General features: G+C 59.5%; 22 protein-coding genes and 1 pseudogene. 7 read left to right on the top strand and 16 right to left on the bottom strand.

Annotated elements, in window-relative coordinates:
• The 10 genes from GNG29_RS21645 to GNG29_RS21600 form a co-directional block, all read right to left on the bottom strand.
• Window positions 1-1692 carry a glycosyltransferase gene (locus GNG29_RS21645; protein ID WP_156655332.1) on the bottom strand — a complete coding sequence of 564 codons (1692 nt, stop codon included), beginning with the start codon at window positions 1690-1692 and terminating at the stop codon, window positions 1-3.
• A complete protein-coding gene (locus GNG29_RS21640; protein ID WP_156655331.1) occupies window positions 1683-2036 on the bottom strand; it encodes a hydroxymyristoyl-ACP dehydratase in 354 nt (117 codons plus the stop codon). The genes GNG29_RS21645 and GNG29_RS21640 overlap by 10 nt, the downstream gene beginning before the upstream one ends.
• Window positions 2023-3381, bottom strand: coding sequence for an AMP-binding protein (locus GNG29_RS21635; protein ID WP_156655330.1), 1359 nt, complete (start codon window positions 3379-3381; stop codon window positions 2023-2025). Before GNG29_RS21635 ends, GNG29_RS21640 begins: the two co-directional genes overlap by 14 nt.
• Window positions 3374-3949, bottom strand: coding sequence for a hypothetical protein (locus tag GNG29_RS21630; RefSeq protein WP_156655329.1), 576 nt, complete (start codon window positions 3947-3949; stop codon window positions 3374-3376). The genes GNG29_RS21635 and GNG29_RS21630 overlap by 8 nt, the downstream gene beginning before the upstream one ends.
• A 6-nt stretch (window positions 3950-3955) precedes the next feature.
• Complete coding sequence (locus tag GNG29_RS21625; protein ID WP_156655328.1) at window positions 3956-4210, bottom strand: acyl carrier protein; 255 nt, start codon at window positions 4208-4210, stop codon at window positions 3956-3958.
• A 12-nt stretch (window positions 4211-4222) separates the two neighbouring features.
• Window positions 4223-4480, bottom strand: coding sequence for a phosphopantetheine-binding protein (locus tag GNG29_RS21620; protein WP_106995276.1), 258 nt, complete (start codon window positions 4478-4480; stop codon window positions 4223-4225).
• Window positions 4461-5276 carry a 1-acyl-sn-glycerol-3-phosphate acyltransferase gene (locus GNG29_RS21615; protein ID WP_231736567.1) on the bottom strand — a complete coding sequence of 272 codons (816 nt, stop codon included), beginning with the start codon at window positions 5274-5276 and terminating at the stop codon, window positions 4461-4463. Before GNG29_RS21615 ends, GNG29_RS21620 begins: the two co-directional genes overlap by 20 nt.
• Entirely contained in the window at window positions 5273-5995 is a 723-nt protein-coding gene (locus GNG29_RS21610; RefSeq protein ID WP_156655327.1) for a beta-ketoacyl synthase chain length factor, read from the bottom strand. The genes GNG29_RS21615 and GNG29_RS21610 overlap by 4 nt, the downstream gene beginning before the upstream one ends.
• Window positions 5996-6052: 57 nt before the next feature.
• Window positions 6053-7117 carry a methyltransferase gene (locus tag GNG29_RS21605; RefSeq protein ID WP_156655326.1) on the bottom strand — a complete coding sequence of 355 codons (1065 nt, stop codon included), beginning with the start codon at window positions 7115-7117 and terminating at the stop codon, window positions 6053-6055.
• 98 nt (window positions 7118-7215) lie between these two features.
• Entirely contained in the window at window positions 7216-8289 is a 1074-nt protein-coding gene (locus GNG29_RS21600; protein WP_103177377.1) for an AI-2E family transporter, read from the bottom strand.
• 108 nt (window positions 8290-8397) lie between these two features.
• On the opposite strand from GNG29_RS21600, the pseudogene GNG29_RS21595 reads away from it, so the two are divergent.
• Window positions 8398-9637 (top strand): annotated as a pseudogene (locus tag GNG29_RS21595) (MFS transporter).
• Between the two features lie 4 nt (window positions 9638-9641).
• Here the strand turns inward: GNG29_RS21595 and GNG29_RS21590 are convergent.
• Both GNG29_RS21590 and GNG29_RS21585 read right to left on the bottom strand, forming a co-directional pair.
• On the bottom strand, window positions 9642-10199 hold the full coding sequence (locus tag GNG29_RS21590; RefSeq protein WP_103177375.1) for a DcrB family lipoprotein: 558 nt from the start codon (window positions 10197-10199) through the stop codon (window positions 9642-9644).
• Window positions 10200-10271: 72 nt separating this feature from the next.
• Window positions 10272-10937 (bottom strand): 7-cyano-7-deazaguanine/7-aminomethyl-7-deazaguanine transporter, encoded by a 666-nt coding sequence (locus tag GNG29_RS21585; protein WP_103177374.1) that lies wholly within the window; start codon window positions 10935-10937, stop codon window positions 10272-10274.
• 167 nt (window positions 10938-11104) lie between these two features.
• Between GNG29_RS21585 and tusA the strand changes: the two genes are divergently transcribed.
• From tusA to GNG29_RS21565, 4 genes are all read left to right on the top strand, one after another.
• Window positions 11105-11347: a sulfurtransferase TusA gene (gene tusA / locus GNG29_RS21580; protein ID WP_103177373.1), complete on the top strand. Its 243-nt coding sequence runs from the start codon at window positions 11105-11107 to the stop codon at window positions 11345-11347.
• Between the two features lie 258 nt (window positions 11348-11605).
• Window positions 11606-12577 (top strand): TRAP transporter substrate-binding protein, encoded by a 972-nt coding sequence (locus GNG29_RS21575; RefSeq protein WP_103177372.1) that lies wholly within the window; start codon window positions 11606-11608, stop codon window positions 12575-12577.
• A gap of 12 nt (window positions 12578-12589) precedes the next feature.
• A complete protein-coding gene (locus GNG29_RS21570) occupies window positions 12590-13099 on the top strand; it encodes a TRAP transporter small permease (protein WP_103177371.1) in 510 nt (169 codons plus the stop codon).
• Window positions 13100-13109: 10 nt separating this feature from the next.
• The gene (locus GNG29_RS21565; RefSeq protein ID WP_103177370.1) at window positions 13110-14396 is read left to right on the top strand and encodes a TRAP transporter large permease; all 1287 of its coding nucleotides are present in this window, start codon (window positions 13110-13112) and stop codon (window positions 14394-14396) included.
• 81 nt (window positions 14397-14477) lie between these two features.
• Here GNG29_RS21565 and zntA read toward each other — a convergent pair whose 3' ends face one another.
• Complete coding sequence (gene zntA, locus GNG29_RS21560) at window positions 14478-16664, bottom strand: Zn(II)/Cd(II)/Pb(II) translocating P-type ATPase ZntA (protein ID WP_156655324.1); 2187 nt, start codon at window positions 16662-16664, stop codon at window positions 14478-14480.
• Between the two features lie 72 nt (window positions 16665-16736).
• Window positions 16737-17363 (bottom strand): lysoplasmalogenase, encoded by a 627-nt coding sequence (locus GNG29_RS21555; RefSeq protein WP_103177368.1) that lies wholly within the window; start codon window positions 17361-17363, stop codon window positions 16737-16739.
• Between the two features lie 127 nt (window positions 17364-17490).
• Here GNG29_RS21555 and GNG29_RS21550 point away from each other — a divergent pair, with 127 nt between their 5' ends.
• Entirely contained in the window at window positions 17491-17850 is a 360-nt protein-coding gene (locus tag GNG29_RS21550) for a DUF2500 domain-containing protein (protein ID WP_103177367.1), read from the top strand.
• A 63-nt stretch (window positions 17851-17913) separates the two neighbouring features.
• Here GNG29_RS21550 and GNG29_RS21545 read toward each other — a convergent pair whose 3' ends face one another.
• Window positions 17914-18195, bottom strand: coding sequence for a DUF1145 family protein (locus GNG29_RS21545; RefSeq protein WP_156655323.1), 282 nt, complete (start codon window positions 18193-18195; stop codon window positions 17914-17916).
• Entirely contained in the window at window positions 18179-18781 is a 603-nt protein-coding gene (rsmD, locus tag GNG29_RS21540; protein WP_103177365.1) for a 16S rRNA (guanine(966)-N(2))-methyltransferase, read from the bottom strand. The genes GNG29_RS21545 and rsmD overlap by 17 nt, the downstream gene beginning before the upstream one ends.
• Window positions 18782-18918: 137 nt before the next feature.
• Here rsmD and ftsY point away from each other — a divergent pair, with 137 nt between their 5' ends.
• Complete coding sequence (ftsY, locus tag GNG29_RS21535; protein WP_156655322.1) at window positions 18919-20415, top strand: signal recognition particle-docking protein FtsY; 1497 nt, start codon at window positions 18919-18921, stop codon at window positions 20413-20415.
• The last annotated feature ends 1 nt before the right edge of the window (window position 20416 follow it).

The raw sequence follows: 20416 nt of genomic DNA, 5'->3' as shown, positions 1-20416 counted from the left end.
TTACTCCTTCTCGTGGGCATCCGGCAGACGCCAGAAATCGAAAAAATTAAACCAGTCGAGCGGAGCCTGCAGCGCAAAGTGCTCCAGCCGTTGGGCATAACGGTCGACGGTCTGCTGTAACGCCTGCTGGCGCTCGCTGCGCGGTAACAGCAGCGGATCGGCAAAGTCTTCGCAGTGGATATGCAGCTTCTGCTGCTGGCGCAGGGCGAAGATCAGCACCACCGGGCAGCGCATCAGCGAGGCGAGGACAAAGGGCCCCTCGGGGAACGGCGCGGGCTGGCCCATAAAATCGCTCCATACCACGCGCCAGTTTCCGCCGCGCTGCGGATCGACGGCGATCCGATCTCCAACGATCGCCACCCATTCCCCGCGATCAATCTTCTCTTTCAGCAGGATGGCCGTTTCCGGGCCAATATCGGTCACCGGTATCAGGTTCAGCCCGGCCTGGGGCGCCATCTCCTGCATAATCTGTTTGAAACGCTGGGCGTTATCGCTGAACACCAGCGCGTTGATGGTTTTGCCCCCTTTAAGCTGGGCCAGGGCGCGGCACGCTTCAACGTCACCCAGATGGGAGGCCAGTAGCAGTTTGCCCTGCGGCGACGTCAGATCGAGTTTTTCCCGTGCGCCGGGCGCAAATAGCACGTCCCGGTCCAGTTTGAGTTCGCCCTGCCAGCTGGCGACCTTATCCAGCATGGCGTTGCCGAAGCGCAGGAAGTGGAAAACGCTGTTCAGGCGTGCAGGTTTTGGCTGCTGGCGTCTCGCCAGCGTCTCGCTGACCCGGGCGATCCACTGCCGGGAGGCCTGCCGCGCCGGACGGGCGGTCAGCCAGTAGACGCTAATCACCGGCCAGAGCAGGAGGGTAAACGCCCGGCGGCCAAGCAGCTGCCAGACCCGCAGCATCAGGCGCATGCCGTAGAGACCTTTGACCTCCTGCTGCTGCGCCCAGTGCTGGCGGCGAGGGCGTAACAGCAGGGAAGGGATACGCGGTAGCATGCCGAGGAACAGCCGGGTATGCATCCAGGAGATGCGCAGGTTATCGTTCAGGGCATCGAAATGGGAGAGGCCATTCTCAGGGTAGGTCACCCGGGTGGGCAGAAAATAGCTGGTATTGCCCTGCCAGTAGAGGCGCACCATCACTTCGGTGTCAAAATCCATTCGCTTACCGAGGGAGACGCGGTTTGCCAGCTGGAGCGTGGCCTCCACCGGGTAGACCCGAAAGCCGCACATGCTGTCTTTGAGCTGCAATGAGAGCGTTTCGATCCAGACCCAGACGTGAGTGACCCAGCGGCCATACAGCCGCGAGCGGGGGATCGAATCATCAAAGAGCGGCTGGCCGGAGATAAGCGCTGTCGGGTGGCGTTCGGCCAGCGCCAGCAGCCGGGGAATGTCCTCCAGCGCGTGCTGGCCGTCGGCGTCCACCTGTACCGCATGGCTAAAACCGGCTCCGGCGCAGACCTTCAGCCCGCGGATCACCGCCGCGCCCTTGCCGCTGTTGTGGGTCAGCCGCACCAGCGTTACCTGCGCATTGTCGGCGGCCAGGCGATCCAGTGCCTGACGGGTGCTGGCGTCGCTGCCGTCGTCCACCACAATCACCGGCAGCTGAAACGGCGCCAGGCGGGCCAGCACGCTTGCCATCATCGCCCCGTGGTTATAGCAGGGGATGAGGATGCAGGGGCGGAAGGTTAACGGCATAAGCGAATCTTCCCGCTGCTGGCGGTGTGGCGCAGCTCGCCGTCATGCCGCAGATAGCTAAAGGTGAGCATCTGGCGCGCCGCGTTCCAGTCGAGAACCAGCGTCACGGTGGCCTCCGGCAGCAGCGGCGCCTGAAACTTCACGTGCTGAATAGTGTGAAAACGGTATTCCGGCGCCAGCAGCGTGGTGGCGTAGTGCATCACCCAGTCCACCTGGGCAACTCCCGGCAGCAGCGGCTGCACGGCAAAATGGCCCTGGAACCAGAACAGCGCCGGATCGAGATGCAGGACGATCTCAAGGTGCTGAGGCTGTGCCTGGTGGCGCCCGATCTCAGGGATGTTCATCAAATAACTCCTGTAGCTGCGCATAGACACGCTTGTTCATACTGTTCACCGGCATTTCATCAAGAATGCGCCAGTAGCGGGGTACCGCGACCGGTTCGAGCCAGGGGCGCAGGGCGCGTCGCCAGGCGAGGATCTGCGCTTTACTGCCGCGCTGGTGCAGCTGCTGACGCGCGGTGTCGCTCAAAACCAGCAGGACGCCAATCCCCTGCCGCCCACCGCGGGTGACAGGCAGCGCCGCCGCTTCGCAGATGCCCTCCAGCGCCAGCAGACGCTGTTCGATCTCATTGAGCGAAATGCGCTTCTCTTCGATTTTCACCACCCGGCCCCGGCGGCCGACGAGGCTGAACTGACCGTTATCCGCGAAGTGCAGAATATCGTCGAGCAGCACGCCGTCCGCATCCGTAAGCGGCGAGGTGACGCGCAGGGCCTCATTATCGCGGTGAAAGGTGACGCCAGGGAAGGGCTGCCAGAGGTTTGCCTCTGCCTGACGATAGCGCCAGGCGAGAACCCCGGTTTCGCTGCTGCCGTAAATTTCATCCGGCCAGCATCCCAGCCAGCGGTGGGTATCGCAGACCGACGGCCACGCCAGTACACCCCCGGCCGAAACTAACACCGCGACGGGCGGCGGGGTGAGGGCAGGATCGAGCCGCTTCAGAAATGCCGGGCTGCTAATAAACAGGTAGCGCTGTGTGGGATCGAGCGCCGCCAGCTGCTCGGCATGAGTGAGCATCGCCGTGTGCAGCGCCAGCCCCAGCGCCATCGGCAGCACGATGCGAAACGTCAGGCCGTAGAGATGCTGCGGCACCACCGAGGAGACGACAGCGCAACCGTGCAGCCGCGCACCAAACCGGGCTGCCAGCAGGCGGGCTTCGCCATCGAGCTGGGCGATGGTCTTGATAATACGCTCAGGCTTTCCGGTCGAGCCGGAGGTGAACAGCTCGATAGCTCGGGTATTCCCGATGTCCGGCAGCGGCGTAAAGGCGGCGGCACGGCGGCGGGCAGAGCCGATCACCTGCAGCGGGCCGCGGACGTTCAGCGTCCTGTCGCTCAGCACGCCGCTGAACAGCGCCTGTTGCTCTTCCAGCAGCGATTCCCGGCTGTGTCCGGGCAGCACCGGCGTTTTGCCCGCATGCAGCGTTGCCAGCAGGGCGACGATAAACAGATAGCAGTCCTCGAAGCAGAGCGCCCAGCGCTCACCTTCCTGCTGTTGTAAAGAGGCCGTCAGGGTGATGACGTCGTGGCGTAACTCCCCGAGCGTCCAGCGATAATCGCCGGACCAGGCGACAGGGGTGTCGTCCGGACGGGGAGCGTTCAGCCACTGGCTCAGCGGCAGGGGGTTATGCATCTTTCATCATCCGCTGACGTACCAGCCACTCGCTTGCCATTAACGTTCCCATCAGGATGTAGGCGATCATGCCGTTCCACAGCGTCCAGAGCCGCATATCCCCATGCAACACGGTGAACAGCGCCACGCTGCCGTTAAAAATGAAAAAGCCGCACCATACCCGCGTCACGACGCGGGTGTAGCGCACACCAGCAGGGGGAAGATGGGGGTCGCGCAGGCGCGCCAGCCGCTCCACTATTGGCATCGTCGTCCAGAGCGAGCCGCCAAACACCGCCAGCATGGCCAGGTTCACCACCACCGGATAGAGCAGCAGCCAGTGGTGCGCGTTCAGCAGATAGCTTGCCGCACAGAGGAGGATGCCCACCAGGGCCACGCTCTGGATCACATAGCGCAGCGGCCCGGCGTTGCGCCGCGCCTGGTTAAAACGGCACAGCAGCAGGACGGCCATCAGCGGCAGCAGCCAGTGCAGCCTGTTGTGCGCCAGCCCAAAGCCCACCAGGAAGGGCCAGCCGAGCAGCATTAATCCCGTCAGCAGCGGGATGACCGGAAATGACTTTCCGCCACGCATGATGCGTTACGCTTCGCCCAGCAGTTTTTCTACCGCATCCACCACGTCCTGCACGGTACGCACCGACTTGAAGGTGTCCGGCTTGATACGGGCGCCGGTTCGCTTCTGCAGGTGAACCACCATGTCGACGGCGTCGATGCTGTCCAGCTCCAGATCCTCATACAGTCGCGCCTGCGGCGTTATATCCTCGGGGGCGACTTCAAACAGGGTGATCAGAAGGGAAGTCACTTCCTGGTAAACGGATTTGTGTTCAGTCGTCATTTCAGTTCAGTCTCAGGCGCGTTGGGCAGTGATGAAAGAGGCCAGCGTGGCAACGGAGTAGAAGTGCTGGCGCATCTCTTCGCTTTCCGCAGACAGCACCACGCCGTACTGGTTTTTTACCGCCAGGCCCAGCTCAAGGGCATCGATTGAGTCAAGGCCCAACCCATCGCCAAACAGCGCGGCATCCGTATCGATATCCTCTGCGGTCAATTCGTCCAGATTGAGGGTGGTAATAATTAGATTTTTAATTTCAAGGTAGAGCGCTTGCATCATTCATTCCTGACAAAGATTTGAGACCGGATGTTAAGCGATGCTGCAGGTGCCGGTTGAGCTGTCGGGCCGCCAGCGCGGGCTCGTGGACTGCCGCATCGTAAAAATCATCAATATTCACCCGCTCACGGACATCAACCGTAAAAAAGGGCTTGTCTGGCGGTATGTCATACCACTGGCTCTGTTTATCGAGCAGATGCTCACTGCAGTGGATAAGTACCACCCGCAGATCGCTGGCGCACCGCACGGCAATATTCGCCGCCCCGCGCTGCAACGTCATGGCTTTTCCCACCTGCGTACGCGTCCCTTCCGGGAAAATCAGCAGGGTGTCGCCCTGGCCCAGCCGCTGCTGACAGGCGCTTAAGAGCGTATCGGCTTCGCTGTTGATCAGGTAATCCGCAGCCCGGATCGCACCGCTGAGAAAGGGGTTCCGCAGCAGAGCGCCTTTCACCAGACAGTCGGTTTCCGGCATCACCGAGGCGATAAGCACGTAGTCGATAAGCGTCGGATGATTCGCCACCACCAGGCAGCCGCGCTCCTGGCGCAGGACCTCAAGGTTATCGAAACGGTAATCGAGCACGCCCAGGGCGCGCGCCACGGTTAAAAAGGTGCGGAAGCTGGCGGCGATGCTGCGGCGGGCGAGGCGACGGCGACGGGCGCGATCGCGCTGCACCAGGTTCAACAGATTGAACCACACCAGCGACAGCAGCAGTCCGCCCACGCCAAACAGCACGAAGCACAGGCCGGTCATCACCAATCGCCAGCCGCGGCCACACGCCGCCTTAATCGCTCTCATGCCCGCGTCCACTGCCACAGCAGGCGCTCGCCGGGCACGTCAAACTGCGCATCGTCGCGCAGGTAGTGGCGCAGGAACAGCAGGCTCTGCGGCAGCGGGAGTTCGTCCGGATAACGGGCGGCGCGGGTTTCACAGCGCAGGCTGTTGCCGGCTTCAATGACCAGCGCCAGAGCATAGGGCCAGCCTGGCATCTGTTCCGGCAGCGCGGGGCGGTAAAAATCGGGCAGGGTGCCGTCGAAATCGACCATTAACAGCCGCTTATACCCGGCATGCAGCAGGCTCAGCACCTCAATGAGACCCTGCTGGAAGGTATCCATTCCGGCGGAGAGGGACGACGAAACGATCGGCAGACGCGCGGCGATGGTGAGATTCCCCACCGCGGAGTTATGCACCGACATGGCGAAATCGGTGGGGGAGAGATCCTGTCCGGTCGCCAGCGCATGCAGAAGGCGGTAGTTTCGCTCCAGCTCACCGTGACGGCTGGTGTAGACCACGGCGTCAATGGCGTGCTTGCGCACCATCGCCATTCCGCACTCCACCGCCAGCTTGCTGCCAGAGCTGAGGCGGCGGGCGGTCATCATCGGCAGTTCGGACAGTTTTGCCTGCGGCGCGGCAGGATCGATGGCGTGCGAGCCCTGTGACCATGCCTGCCACTGACTGGCATCGCAAAGGCCTGGCGCTCTGGCTTGCCAGTCGAGAATGTTAAGTGCAAATTTCATCTGCGCGCGTCCGCGATAAACCCGTCATCCGGTCACGCCCCTGTCATTCAGGCGGCGTTACTGTTCATATTTCTGGCAAATCAATAAGGTGTGGCCCACCCCGAGATTGTCATGCCGCTCTTCTACCCGGAATCCTGCTTTTTCCAGATAGTGATAAAATTTTTCTGCGCTGTAAAAACGGCTGTTGCCGTTCGCCATACAGGTGAAATAGAGCGAGGTGGCGTTCAGGCTGAAGGCGGCCGCTTCGAATCGTTGCGCATCCCAGAACAGTTCCAGAATGCACAGGCGGGCACCCGGCTTCATCACCTTCGCCACGTTGCTTAGCAGGGTCACAATCTGATCGGGAGAGAAGCAGTCCAGAAACTGGCTCATCCACCAGACATCCGCGTCATCCGGCAGTTCAGCGTCGCTAAGCATATCGACAGGATGGAACCCAATACGATGAGATAATCCTGCTTTTGCGATATTTTCCTGGGCCAGTGCAATTTGCTGCGGCAAATCGAGCAGCGTAACGGCGACATTTTCATCGTATCTACAGCAGCGTAGCGCCCATTTACCCGTATTGCCGCCGACATCGTACAATTTTGTCGGCCTGCTTGCGAATATAAGGGGCAGGGCGGCGTCGAATGCGCCGTCGGAATAGAAGTGATCGAAAGCAAACCAGCTCCGCTGTGCCTGCTCGGGCAGGGCAGAGAGGGCCGGATAGATGGTTGGCCAGTCGCCAAAGACCGTCAGTCCCGCCGGCTTTTCCCCTTGCAGAGAATCGGCAAGGTGAAACAGTCCCTGGTAGCATACGTCCTGGGTGAAATCCATGTTGACCCGGGTCATGCTGTCATGCAGCAGGTAGTGGCCGATTTTAGCCAGATAATAACGTCCGTCGCTGCGGGTCACGATCCGTCCGCTTAATCCCATATCCAGCAGCACGCCCGCGCCATACTCACTGAGCGTGCAGTTAGCGACGATCTCGTCAAGCGTCGCGCCGTGCTGGCCCTGTTTGTCCAGCAAGGCGAGCACCCCGAAATGACGCAGACAGCGCGCGGTCTGAAACAGCATGGGGGCAAACGCGATGCGTTGCGCTTCGGTGATGGCCTCAAGCGCGCTGAGCGTGTCCTTCTCGTACATGAATTACGTCACCTTTCGCCGGTTAGAACAGAGAACGTCGGGCCATTGCTGACCCGACGTATAAGTTTACCGCACCGCGCGCGCTAAAAGGGGAGACGCTATCCCGGCAGCCTGCTTTTTGGTCTGCCTGGCCCAAGCAGGATCGCCAGTTTGCTGCCGCCCCGGGTGGTCTCCATCCAGATCTTACAGACGCTGGTGAGCGGCACGGAAAGTAACATCCCCACCGGGCCGAGCAACCAGCCCCAGATCAATAACGACAGGAAGACCACCAGAGTGGACATTCCCAGCCGGTGGCCCATCATTCGCGGCTCAACGATATTGCCCAGCACCATGTGGACGATAAGGAATAGCGCCCCCACCATCATGCATTCGTAAAAACCGTTGAACAGGAACGCCTGGATCATCGGCGGTACGGCGGAGATCACCGCGCCGATATTAGGCACATAGTTCAGCAGGAAGGCCAGCACGCCCCACATCAGGGCAAACTGCACCCCCAGCAGCGTCAGCCCCAGCCAGACAATGGCCCCGGTCCACAAACTCAGCAGCGTTTTCAGCGCCAGGTAGTGCGACACGCCCTTCAGGGCGCGGTGTAAACCGGCGATATGGATCTGCGGATTATTGAGGGCAAAACGCATCTTGTACGGCACGTGGCGCACTTCAAACAGCATAAAGACCACGGTCATCACCAGCAGCAAAATGCTGGCCATCGCCCCGGAAAGCTGGGTCATCAGCGCGGTGGCAAAGGTCATCACCTTTTCCGAGTCCATCCGTCTCAGCATCCGCTCCGGGGAGATGTGCAGGTTGAGGAACGGGAACATTTGCTGCAGATCGACAATCTTGCGCGTCAGCTCTTTGTTGTATTTCGGCAGCATGGCGGCAAATTCATTGAGCGAGGCCGCCAGCACCCCAAACAGCGCCGTCAGTCCAATCAGCATTACCACCACGACAATGGTGATGGCAACAGGGCGGCTTACCCCCCGGCGCAAAAACCAGGTGACGAGGGGGTTAAGGACGATGGCGAAAAAGAGCGCCAGCAATAGCTGAACGAGAATATCTGCTGCGGCGTGAATGCCTGCCAGGATCACCACCAGACAGGCCAGCTTCATTAAAATATGGAGACCCGCTTTATCAGCGGGTGGAAGACCCGTTTTATCGGGCGGCGTGATTATCATGATTATTCCTCTTATAAGATGCTCCTAAGTGTAGTGCGCCCGCAGCGCTTCGGCTGACGCCGTTAATCTTAAAGTCGCTGCTGCATTTCTCTCCCTGGCGTGGTAATAGTGAAACACTGTTGTAAAAATTCTGGTGAACCTGATGCCCGAACCTGCCGCCGAACCGGCACTGAGTGGATTGCGCCTCAACCTGCGTATTGTTTCCGTCGTGATTTTCAACTTTGCCAGCTATCTGACCATCGGCCTGCCGCTGGCCGTCCTGCCGGGCTATGTGCATGACATCATGGGATTTAGCGCCTTCTGGGCGGGTCTGGTCATCAGCCTGCAATACTTCGCCACCCTGTTAAGCCGCCCCTATGCCGGGCGCTATGCCGATCTGTTCGGGCCCAAGAGCATTGTGGTGCTGGGGCTGTGCGGCTGCTTCCTGAGCGGGGTGAGCTATTTCCTGGCCGGGTTGACCAGCGCCTGGCCGGTGGTCAGCCTGGCGTTACTCTGTTTTGGCCGGGTGATCTTAGGCATCGGACAAAGCCTTGCCGGAACGGGCTCAACGCTGTGGGGCGTGGGGGTAGTGGGAGCTTCGCACATCGGGCGGGTGATCTCCTGGAACGGCATCGTCACCTATGGCGCAATGGCGATGGGCGCGCCCCTTGGCGTGCTCTGCTATCGCTACACCGGCCTGAGCGGGCTGGCGTTGACCATTATGGGGGTGGCGCTGCTGGCGATCCTCTTCGCCCTGCCACGTCCGAAAGTGAAGGCCAGCAAAGGCAAGCCGATGCCGTTTCGCACGGTGCTGGGGCGCGTCTGGCCCTACGGCATGGCGCTGGCGCTCGGTTCGGCAGGTTTTGGGGTTATCGCCACTTTCATTACGCTGTTTTACGCCGATAAAGGCTGGGACGGCGCGGCCTTCGCGCTGACGCTCTTTAGCTGCGCCTTCGTCGGCACCCGCCTGCTGTTCCCCAACGGCATCAACCGGCTGGGCGGACTGAACGTGGCGATGATCTGCTTTAGCGTTGAGATCCTCGGCCTGCTGCTGACCGGCATCGCTGAGGCGCCGTGGATGGCGCGGATCGGGGTGTTCCTTGCGGGGGCAGGCTTCTCGCTGGTCTTCCCGGCGCTGGGGGTGGTGGCGGTCAAAGCGGTACCGCAGCAGAACCAGGGGGCGGCGCTGGCGACCTATACGGTGTTTATGGATATGTCGCTGGGGGTGACCGGGCCGCTGGCCGGGCTGGTGATGGCGTGGGCCGGGGTACCGGTTATCTATCTGGCGGCGGCGGGGCTGGTGGCGGTGGCGTTACTGCTGACGTGGCGGCTAAAAAAATGGCCTCCGAAGGAGGCCATTTCATCGTGATGACTTACTGAATCACCAGGGTATTGATGATGTTCTCTGCGGCAGTTTGCGCTTTCTGCTGGTCGTCAGCAGGCAGCGTGATCTGCAGGGTCAGCAGCTTGTTGTCCACTTTGCCCAGCACCACGGAGGAGTAAGCGGTCTGGCCTTTGGCAGAGATGATGCTGTCCAGCTGTTGCAGGGTGTGGCCTTTCAGATCGATGGCTTTGTTGGTGACCACCTGCAGCTGCGGGTCGCGGCTGCGCTGCTGATCTTCCAGACGTTTCGCCAGCACGCCCAGGTCTTCACTGGTGTCGTCGCCGACGATCACAATCACTGCTTTCTGCCCGGTGGCATCGGAATAGACGTGCATATTGTTCGCCTGCGTACCCAGCTTGCCGCTCTGATCGGTCATATCCGCGGGCAGTGAGAAACTGAGTTTGCCATCCATCAGGCTGACCGGCTGACCCGTGGCGTTGCTTTCCGCAGACGCAGCCTGAGCAGGTGCTTTCGTGTCGCTGTTATCACAAGCGGCAAGCCCCATCACCAGCAGGCCAATCCCGACATATTTAACCAGATTGCGCATTACATTCTTCCTTTCGATAAACGGCCATAACGGCGCATCAATCCATCTTATCACAACTGTTCAGGGGAACCTTTAACCTGCCCGTAATGCTGAAATTTCAGATTTATCCTCGAATCTTTTCAGCAACATATTCAGCAGTACGCCGTACATCGGCAGGAAGAAGACCAGGCTGATAAGCACCTTGAAGGCGTAATCCACGAGGGCAATTTCCATCCAGTGTTCGGCCATAAACGCATCCGGGCTGCGCCAGAAGGCGATAAAGAAAAAGGCCAGCGTATCGCTGACGTTGCCAAACAGCGTGGAGGCGGTCGGCGCCATCCACCAGAGATGGTTCTGGCGCAGGCGGTTAAAGACATGCACGTCGAGGATCTGCCCCAGCGCATAGGCCATAAAGCTGGCGGCGGCGATACGGGCGACAAAAAGGTTAAAGTGCGTCAGCGCCTCAAAGCCCTGCCAGCTTCCCATATAGAACAGCGAGGAGATCCCGTATGACACAAATAGCGCCGGAAGCATGACGGCAAAAATAATGCGTCGGGCGAGCGGTGCGCCAAAGATACGGACGGTAAGATCGGTCGCAAGGAAGATAAACGGGAAACTGAACGCGCCCCAGGTGGTATGAAAACCAAAAATGGAGATCGGCAGCTGTACCAGGTAGTTACTGGAGGTAATCACCAGCAGATGGAAAAGCGAAAGCCAGAACAACGCTTTTACGCGCTGCGATTGAGAGAACTGCGTCATATTGTGACCTTTTTAAGAGTTGGGGTGAGGGAACCCAATAAACCGGCCGCATCATACTGCTTTCATTGTGCTTTGCAACGGCTAATTTTTACGCAATCGTTAACCTGGTTTGCTTTGCCCGGCCTGGGGCGTAAACTACTGCCGTTTTTTATCTGAACGAGACGACGATGACCGATCTGTTTTCCAGCCCAGACCATACTCTTGACGCCCAGGGCCTGCGCTGCCCGGAACCGGTGATGATGGTGCGCAAAACCGTGCGCACGATGCAAACCGGCGAGACGCTGTTAATTATTGCCGACGATCCGGCCACCACCCGCGATATTCCCGGCTTTTGTACCTTTATGGAACATGAGCTGCTGGCACAGGAAACCGCCTCGCTGCCCTATCGCTATCTGATCCGCAAAGGCTAATGCCATTTTGCCCGGCGGCGCTGCGCTTGCACGGGCCTACGCGTAGGCCGGGTAAGGCGTAGCCGCCCTCCGGCACGCCCTCCTGCACGGGCCTGAAAGGCCATTCGTTTGAACTCCATCACCAATTTGAACCATTGTTTCAAATTTTAGCGCTTTTTGTGAGGCGCTTCACCCTCGTTTTCCAGGCCTTAGGCTAGTTTTGAAGCTGAAAACTAAAACGCCGTTCCAACGCTTACCTCATACCCTGGAGTTGACTCAATGAAAACGACCATCAAGCCGTTGCTGGCCGCTCTGTGTCTGTCTGCTTTTGCTGCCTCTGTCTCTGCTCAAACCATTAAAGCTGCTGATGTGCATCCTGAAGGCTACCCGAACGTGGTGGCGGTGGAGCATATGGGTGAAAAACTTAAACAACAAACCGACGGCAAGCTGGAGATCAAAGTCTTCCCTGGCGGCGTACTGGGTGATGAAAAGCAGATGATTGAGCAGGCGCAGATGGGCGCCATCGATATGATCCGCGTCTCCATGGCGCCGGTTGCGGCCATCCTGCCGGATATCGAAGTCTTTACCCTGCCGTATGTATTCCGCGATGAAGACCATATGCACAAAGTGATCGACGGCGACATCGGTAAGCAGATCGGCGAAAAACTGACGGCGAACCCGAAATCGAAGCTGGTCTTCCTCGGCTGGATGGACTCCGGCACCCGTAACCTGATCACCAAAGATCCGATTGTTAAACCGGAAGATTTGAAAGGTAAGAAAATCCGCGTTCAGGGCAGCCCGGTGGCGCTGGCGACGTTGAAAGATATGGGCGCCAACTCGGTGGCGATGGGGGTAAGTGAAGTCTACAGCGGCATGCAGACCGGCGTTATCGACGGCGCTGAGAATAACCCACCGACCTATATCGCCCACAACTACATGCCGGTGGCCAAAAACTACACCCTGAGCGGCCACTTTATCACTCCGGAAATGCTGCTCTACTCCAAAGTGAAGTGGGACAAGCTGAGCGCCGACGAGCAGGAAAAAATTAAGACCCTGGCCCGTGAAGCGCAGATGGAGCAGCGTAAGCTGTGGCAGGCCTACAACGACGAAGCGCTGGCGAAGATGAAGGCGGGCGGCGTGCAGTTCCACGACATCGACAAGGCGGTGTTCGTTAAAGCGACCGAGCCGGTGCGCGCCCAGTATGGTGAAAAACATCAGGATCTGATGAAAGCCATCGCTGACGTTAAGTAAGCCGGAGTATTTATGTCCGAACTCTATCTGAAATGGATGGACCGTCTCTACCTGCTGGCGATGGCCATTGCCGGGCTGTCGCTGCTGGTGATGACCATCGTTATCCCGATTGGCATCTTTTCGCGCTACGTACTCAACCGCGGTGAGTCGTGGCCGGAGCCGATTGCCATTATCTGCATGGTGACGTTCACCTTTATCGGCGCGGCGGTGAGCTACCGCGCCGGCTCACATATTGCGGTGAACATGCTCACAGACAGATTGCCAGACTCACTGAAAACGGTCTGCGCACGGGTGGTGGATCTGCTGATGCTGGTCATCTCCGGCATCATGTTCTGGTACAGCTACCTGCTGTGCATTGAACTCTGGGACCAGCCGGTCGCGGAGTTTCCGATCCTGACCTCCGGCGAAAGTTATCTGCCGCTGCCGGTGGGGTCGGCGATTTTGATCCTGTTTGTGCTTGAGCGCCTGCTGTTTGGCTCTCAGGAAAGTCGCCCGGTCGTGCTGATCGGCAACCACAGTTAAGGGGTGAACAATGGATGCCTTTGTTTTGTTATTCACCCTCGCCATTCTGCTGGCGCTGGGGATGCCGGTGGCCTTTGCCGTCGGCTTAAGCGCCGTGGCTGGCGCGCTGTGGATTGATCTGCCGCTTGAAGCATTAATGATCCAAATCACCAGCGGGGTGAACAAATTTACCCTGCTGGCGATCCCGTTCTTTATCCTCGCGGGGGCGATCATGGCGGAAGGGGGCATTGCCCGGCGGCTGGTTAACTTCGCCTATATCTTTGTCGGCTTTATTCGCGGCGGGCTGTCGCTGGTGAATATCGTCGCTTCGACCTTTTTCGGCGCTATTTCCGGCTCCTCGGTGGCGGATACCGCCTCCATCGGGACCGTGATGATCCCGGAGATGGAGAAGAAGGGCTATCCGCGCGAATATGCGGCGGCGGTCACCGCCAGCGGCTCTGTGCAGGCGATTCTGATCCCGCCGAGCCACAACTCGGTGATCTACTCCCTGGCGGCAGGCGGCACGGTCTCTATCGCCACGCTGTTTATCGCGGGCGTACTGCCGGGTCTGCTGCTGGGCATGGGGCTGATGGCGCTCTGTTTATGCTTCGCGCGCAAGCGCGGCTACCCGAAAGGGGAGCGCATTCCGTTCAAGCAGGCGTTAAAAACCATGCTGGATGCGCTGTGGGGCCTGATGACGGTGGTGATTATTCTCGGCGGGATCCTGTCGGGTATCTTTACCGCAACGGAGTCTGCGGCGGTCGCCTGCCTGTGGGCCTTCTTCGTCACCATGTTTATCTATCGCGACTATAAGTGGAACGAGCTGCCGAAGCTGATGTGCCGCACGGTCAAAACGGTCACCATCGTGATGATCCTGATTGGCTTTGCCGCGGCCTTTGGCGCGGTGATGACCTACATGCAGCTGCCGATGCGCATCACCGCATTCTTTACGTCGCTGTCGGATAACAAGTACGTCATTCTGATGTACCTCAACATCATGCTGCTGCTGATTGGCACCCTGATGGACATGGCGCCGATCATCCTGATCCTGACGCCGGTCCTGCTGCCGGTGACCAACGCCCTGGGTATCGATCCGGTGCACTTCGGCATGATCATGATGGTTAACCTCGGGATCGGCCTGATTACCCCGCCGGTAGGCTCGGTGCTGTTTGTCGCCAGCGCGGTGAGCAAGCAGAAGATCGAAGCCGTAGTGAAGGAGATGCTGCCGTTCTATGCCATGCTGCTGATAGTGTTAGGGATGGTGACCTACATTCCGGCAATATCGCTGTGGTTGCCGCACACGTTGGGAATGCAGTAACGATGGGGCCGGGCGGCGCTGCGCTTGCCCGGCCTGGAAAATCGTAGGCCCGGTAAGGCGCAGCCGCCACCGGGCTTTTTCTTACCTCTGGCGCAATAACCGCAGCGCGTTGGCCGTCACCAGCACCGTCGCCCCGGTATCCGCCAGCACCGCCAGCCATAATCCCGTCATGCCCAGCAGGGTGGTCAGCAGGAAAATTCCCTTCAACCCCAGCGCGATAGTAATATTCTGCCGGATATTGGCGCGGGTGGCGCGCGCGAGGCTGATCATCTGCGCCAGCCCGCTCAGGCGGTTGTGGGTGAGGGCCGCGTCGGCGGTCTCCAGCGCCACATCGGTGCCACTGCCCATTGCAATGCCAAGGGTTGCCGCCTTCATTGCCGGGGCGTCGTTAATACCGTCTCCTACCATCGCCAGCGGCGCGGTGTCATTCAGCGCCGTCACCGCCTGCACTTTATCGGCGGGCAGCAGCCCCGCCCGGAAATCCAGCCCCAGTTCGCCGGCAATGGCCGCGGCGGCGCGCGGGTTATCCCCGGTGAGAATCACACCTTTGATCCCCAGCTGATGCAGGGCCTGCACGGCCTCTTTCGCATCATCCCGTAGGGTGTCGCGCAGCGTAATAAGTCCCTTGGCCACGCCCTCCTGAACCACCATCACCACCGTCTGTCCGGCCTGCTCCAGGGTAGTGGTTTGCACCGCCAGGTGCGGGGCAGGGAATTTATCCGCGGCGCAAATCAGCACTTTACTGCCCGCGACCTCGGCTTCAATCCCGGAGCCCATTAGCGCCCGCTGCGCGGTCGCCGCCGCAATCGTCAGCCCGCGGGCTTTTGCTTCACGCACAATCGCCTGCGCCAGCGGGTGGGTGGAACCCTGCTCTACCGCCGCCGCCAGCGCCAGCAGGGCGTTTTCGCCGCTGTCGAGCGGATAAATGCCCGTCACCTGAGGTTTGCCGACCGTCAGGGTACCGGTTTTATCGAAGGCCACCCGCTGCACCTGCGCCAGCTGCTCCAGCGCCGCGCCGCCCTTAATCAACGCGCCACGTCGCGCTGCGGCTGCCAGCCCGGAGGTGATCGCCGCTGGCGTCGAGATCACCAGCGCACATGGACAGCCAATCAGCAGCAGGGTCAGCCCCTTGTAGATCCAGCCCTCCCAGGGCGCGCTGAACAGCAGCGGTGGCACTACAGCAACCAGCAGGGCGATGAGCATAATCACCGGGGTATAGAGGCGGCTGAAGCGGTCGATAAAGCGCTCCACCGGGGCGCGGCGCGCTTCCGCCTCTTCAATCAGCTTCAGGATGCGGTCGATGGCGCTCTCGCCCGGCTCCGACAAGACCGTCAGCTCGACCAGACGATCGACGCTGGTGGCTCCCGCTAGCACCTTTTCGCCCGCGGTGCGATCGACCGGGATGGACTCGCCGGTGAGGGCGCTTTCATCAAAGCTGGCGGCGGCGGTAAGCAGCGTCCCGTCGGCGGGCAGGCGTCCACCAGCGGCGACTTCGATCACATCCCCCGGGCGCAGCCCGGCAATGGGCACCGTTTTGCGCTCGCCGTTGATTATCTGCGTGGCGGTTTCCGGTTTCAGCGCCATCAGCGCGCTCACCCCTTTGCGCGCCCGGCTCGCCGCCCAGCCCTCCAGCCGTTCGCCGGTTAAAAACAGCAGCAGCACCATCGCCGCTTCCGCCGTGGCACCGATAAACAGCGCCCCGATGGCGGCGACGCTCATCAGCGTCTCAATGGCGAACCAACTGCCGCTCTTCATCAGACGCAGCGCCTGACGGGCCACCGGCCAGAGCCCGACCAGCGTGGTGGCGATAAAGGCGATATTGCCGAGGGGAGGGTTAACCTGCGCCAGACCCCAGCTCAGGGCCATCAACACTATCAGCGTGAGGAGCGGGAGGTTATCGCGCAGCATGGAGGATTTTTCGACCGGCGCGTTTTCATTGCGCAGCGTGTAGCCTGCCTTCACTACCGCGGCCTCGACCTGGCCGCTGACGTTGCTTGCGGCATCAACCAGCAGCTTTTGCGTGGCAAACAGCACCTGGACATGGTTCACCCCCGCCACCTGGCGAACGGCGTTTTCCACTTTGCGCGCGCAGGCGGCGCAGTCCATGCCATTGACCACCCAGCTGTAACGCTCGCCCTCGGCAGGCAGCACGGTTTCGGCCTGCGGTGGAGTGTGATCCACGCTACAACAGGCCTCTTTAGCAGGAAGGGGGGCGAGTTTAAGCGCCGCGAACTGCGGCACTTTTTTCGGTGTTTCTGGAATCGACATGGCACTCTCCGGCAATGATAATTTTCTCATTAACCGCAGCATACACTCTGGAGTCGACTCCAGAGTCAAGCGTTAAATATAGAGCGAACGCACGATCAGGAAGTGCCCGGCAAAATAGCAGGCGGCGGCAATGGCATTATCGGCGCGGAAACGGCGACGGTAATGACTGCCCAGCCAGACAATATTGCTCAGCAGCAGGAGCGTGGCCCCCACGAAAGCCGACAGCGCCGGGGCCGTCGGACGGAAGAACCACAGCTCACCTGCCAGCCACACCATCACCAGCGTCATGGCGATAAACGTACAGATTGGCCAGCGCATCTCCTCCAGACGCGTCCAGACCACCGCTATCAGCACCGCGCCAACGACCAGCAGCGCCAGCGGCAGCGGCCAGAAGAAGGAGAGCGTCATCTGGCTGGCGAAATAGATGGTGTAGAGCAGATGCGATAAGAAAAACGCCCCCACGGCATAGAGCAGGCGCTGGCGCGGCAGCAGGGTCAGGGCATCGCCCACCAGCGATGCGCAGAGCCCTGCGAGCACCAGGTAGCTGATGGCGTTGAACATCGGCGCCTGCCAGGCCAGCAGCAGTAGCAGCAGGAGGGTGACGGGTTTAAACAGCCAGCGCTGCCAGGCAGGGCCGCGGTAGGACGCATCGACATACAGCCATGCGGAGAAACAGACAGCGATAAATGACCAAAGCATATTAAGTCCCTGTATCTGTTATTGTTGAATAAACAGTTTCACTTCAGTGTAGTGGTGCAGACGGGCCAATAGCAATGCACAGCGTGGCACGCTATCCTGATTTCAGCCTGGTCTTAAGGATTGTCTAATGAGCAAGATGCCGCTCTTTTTTATTATCGTTCTGGCAATTATCGTCGTTGCCGCGTCATTTCGCTTTGTGCAGCAGCGTCGGGAAAAGGCCGATAACGACGCCGCGCCGCTGCTGCAAAAGCGGGTGGTGGTGAGCAATAAACGGGAAAAAGCGCTAAACGATCGTCGATCGCGTCAGCAGCAGGTTACGCCTGCCGGCACCAGCATGCGCTATGAAGCGAGCTTTAAGCCGGAAAGCGGCGGTCTGGAGATGACCTTTCGCCTCGACGAGAAGCAGTACCATCAGCTGACGGTGGGGGATAAAGGAACGTTGCGTTACAAGGGGTCACGGTTTGAGGGGTTTGATCCGGCGCCGTAGTCAGCCAGCCCGCACGAAACGTAGGCCCGGTAAGCGCAGCGCCACCGGGCAGAAGGCCGCAGGTTACTTCTTCGCCTGCGCTTTAAATTTCTTCATCCACACCAGCAGCTCAAACACGCCGAAGATAAAGACGCGGGCCTGCTGCCAGCCGGTCATCTGCGGACCGTCTTTCGGTATGCCGTTTTTTAGCATCACCATCTGCAGGGCATGCATAAACGAGGTAAAAATCAGCGCCACGTTAACAAAAATGTTCATCGGGCGTGGGAACGGGTGGACGAGGTTGAGGAGCAAAAATGCCCAGACCCCCAGCATCAGCAAACGACCCAGATTAATCAGTACCGGCATCAGTCTCTCCTTGTGATTGACGGTGATAAAGACGATAGGCGACCTGTCCGGCTACTTTCTCCCGGTGCAGATCCCAGTGGGCGGGCACCGGCGGTAAACCGTTTTCTACCTCGCTCTCGACGTAGATTAGCGCATCATCCGCCAGCCAGCCGTTGTTTTCCAGCAGCGACAGCGTCTCTTCCAGCAGCCCTTTGCGAAACGGCGGATCGACAAATACTACATCGTGCGGGGTGCCTGCCTGGGCCAGAAACGCGAGGGTGTTGGTGTTAACGACGCGGGCGTGCGCCGCTTTCAGCGTCACCAGGTTTTGCTGCAACTGCTGGGCGACGCTGCGATCCATCTCCAGCAGCGTGGCGCTGGCGGCGTAGCGTGAAAGGGCTTCAAGGCCGAGCGCGCCGCTTCCGGCGAAGCAGTCCAGGCAACGGGCATCTACCATTGAAGGTGCCAGCCAGTTAAACAGCGTCTCACGGACGCGGTCGGTGGTCGGGCGCAGGCCGGGGCTGTCCGGGACGGGAAGTTTACGGCCACGCCACTGACCACCGATAATGCGAATTTGGCCCGCGGCAGCACGGTTGGGTTTCTTCATATTGTTGCTCAGGTCACTCGTACGGCCTGCGTTTGCAGGCGGTGATGTGCGTTAAGTTAAGTGATAAACTATTTCATCATTTTTTTAGCTTCCATGTATATAGCGCCAGTAATTAACCGCGAGGGGTGTAGTCGCAGATGGCAAAAGAGAAAAAACGTGGCTTCTTTTCCTGGCTGGGATTTGGTCAAAAAGAGCAGGAAACCGAGCAGCAGAACGAAGAACAACAGAGCGCAGAACAGCCCGCAGCGGTTGAACAGCCGCAGCCTGAAACCCCTGTTGAAACCGTCGCTGACGTAGAAGCAGAAGCGCGCACCCACAGCCCGCAAGAGACTGAAGCCTTTGCTGAAGAGGTGGTTGAGGTCACAGAGCAGGTTCAGGAGCGTGAAAAACCGCAGCCGGTTGAACCGGAGCCTGTCGCCGTTGAGCCAGAACCTGTCGCGGTCGAGGAGATTGTCGAGCCGGTCGCGGAGGCGGTCCCGCCGCAGGCTGTCGAGCATGAAGAATTACCGCTGCCGGAAGAGATCGCTGAAGAGAGTAAAGAGGCGATCCCGGAAGAGTATTTGCCAGAAACCGAAGAAGAGACGATCAGCGACGAAGAGCTCGAAGCGCAGGCGCTGGCGGCTGAGGCGGCAGAAGAGGCGGTGATGGTTGTCCCGGTCGCCGACGAGAACGAGCCGGTTGAAGAGATTGTTCAGGAGCAGGAAAAGCCGACCAAAGAAGGTTTCTTTGCGCGCCTGAAACGCAGCCTGATCAAAACCAAAGAGAACCTCGGTTCCGGATTTATCAGTCTGTTCCGCGGCAAGAAAATCGATGATGATCTCTTTGAAGAGCTGGAAGAACAGCTCCTGATTGCCGATGTTGGCGTGGAAACCACCCGCAAAATCATCAGCAGCCTGACGGAGAGCGCCAGCCGTAAACAGCTGCGCGATGCCGAAGCGCTCTACGGCCTGCTGAAAGAAGAGATGGGTGAAATCCTCGCAAAAGTTGACGAACCGCTTAATATTGAAGGCAAAATGCCTTTTGTTATTCTGATGGTGGGCGTTAACGGCGTGGGTAAAACCACCACTATCGGCAAGCTGGCGCGTCAGTTTGAACAGCAAGGTAAATCGGTGATGCTGGCCGCGGGGGATACCTTCCGTGCCGCCGCCGTTGAGCAGCTGCAGGTGTGGGGCCAGCGCAACAATATTCCGGTGATTGCCCAGCACACCGGCGCAGACTCCGCATCGGTAATTTTCGATGCGATTCAGGCGGCGAAAGCGCGCAATGTTGATGTCCTGATTGCCGATACCGCAGGGCGTCTGCAGAATAAATCGCACCTGATGGAAGAGCTGAAGAAGATCGTCCGCGTGATGAAAAAGCTGGACGAAGATGCACCGCATGAAATTATGCTGACTATTGATGCCAGCACCGGACAGAACGCCATCAGCCAGGCGAAGCTGTTCCATGAAGCGGTAGGGCTGACCGGGATCACGCTGACCAAGCTGGATGGCACCGCGAAAGGCGGGGTGATCTTCTCGGTAGCGGATCAGTTTGGTATTCCTATCCGCTACATCGGTGTTGGCGAACGTATCGAAGATTTACGTCCGTTTAAATCGGGCGACTTTATTGAGGCACTTTTTGCCCGAGAGGATTAAC

The organism is Leclercia sp. Colony189 (assembly GCF_009740165.1).
Lineage (GTDB): Bacteria > Pseudomonadota > Gammaproteobacteria > Enterobacterales > Enterobacteriaceae > Enterobacter.
This window is presented reverse-complemented; position numbering and strand designations above follow the sequence as displayed.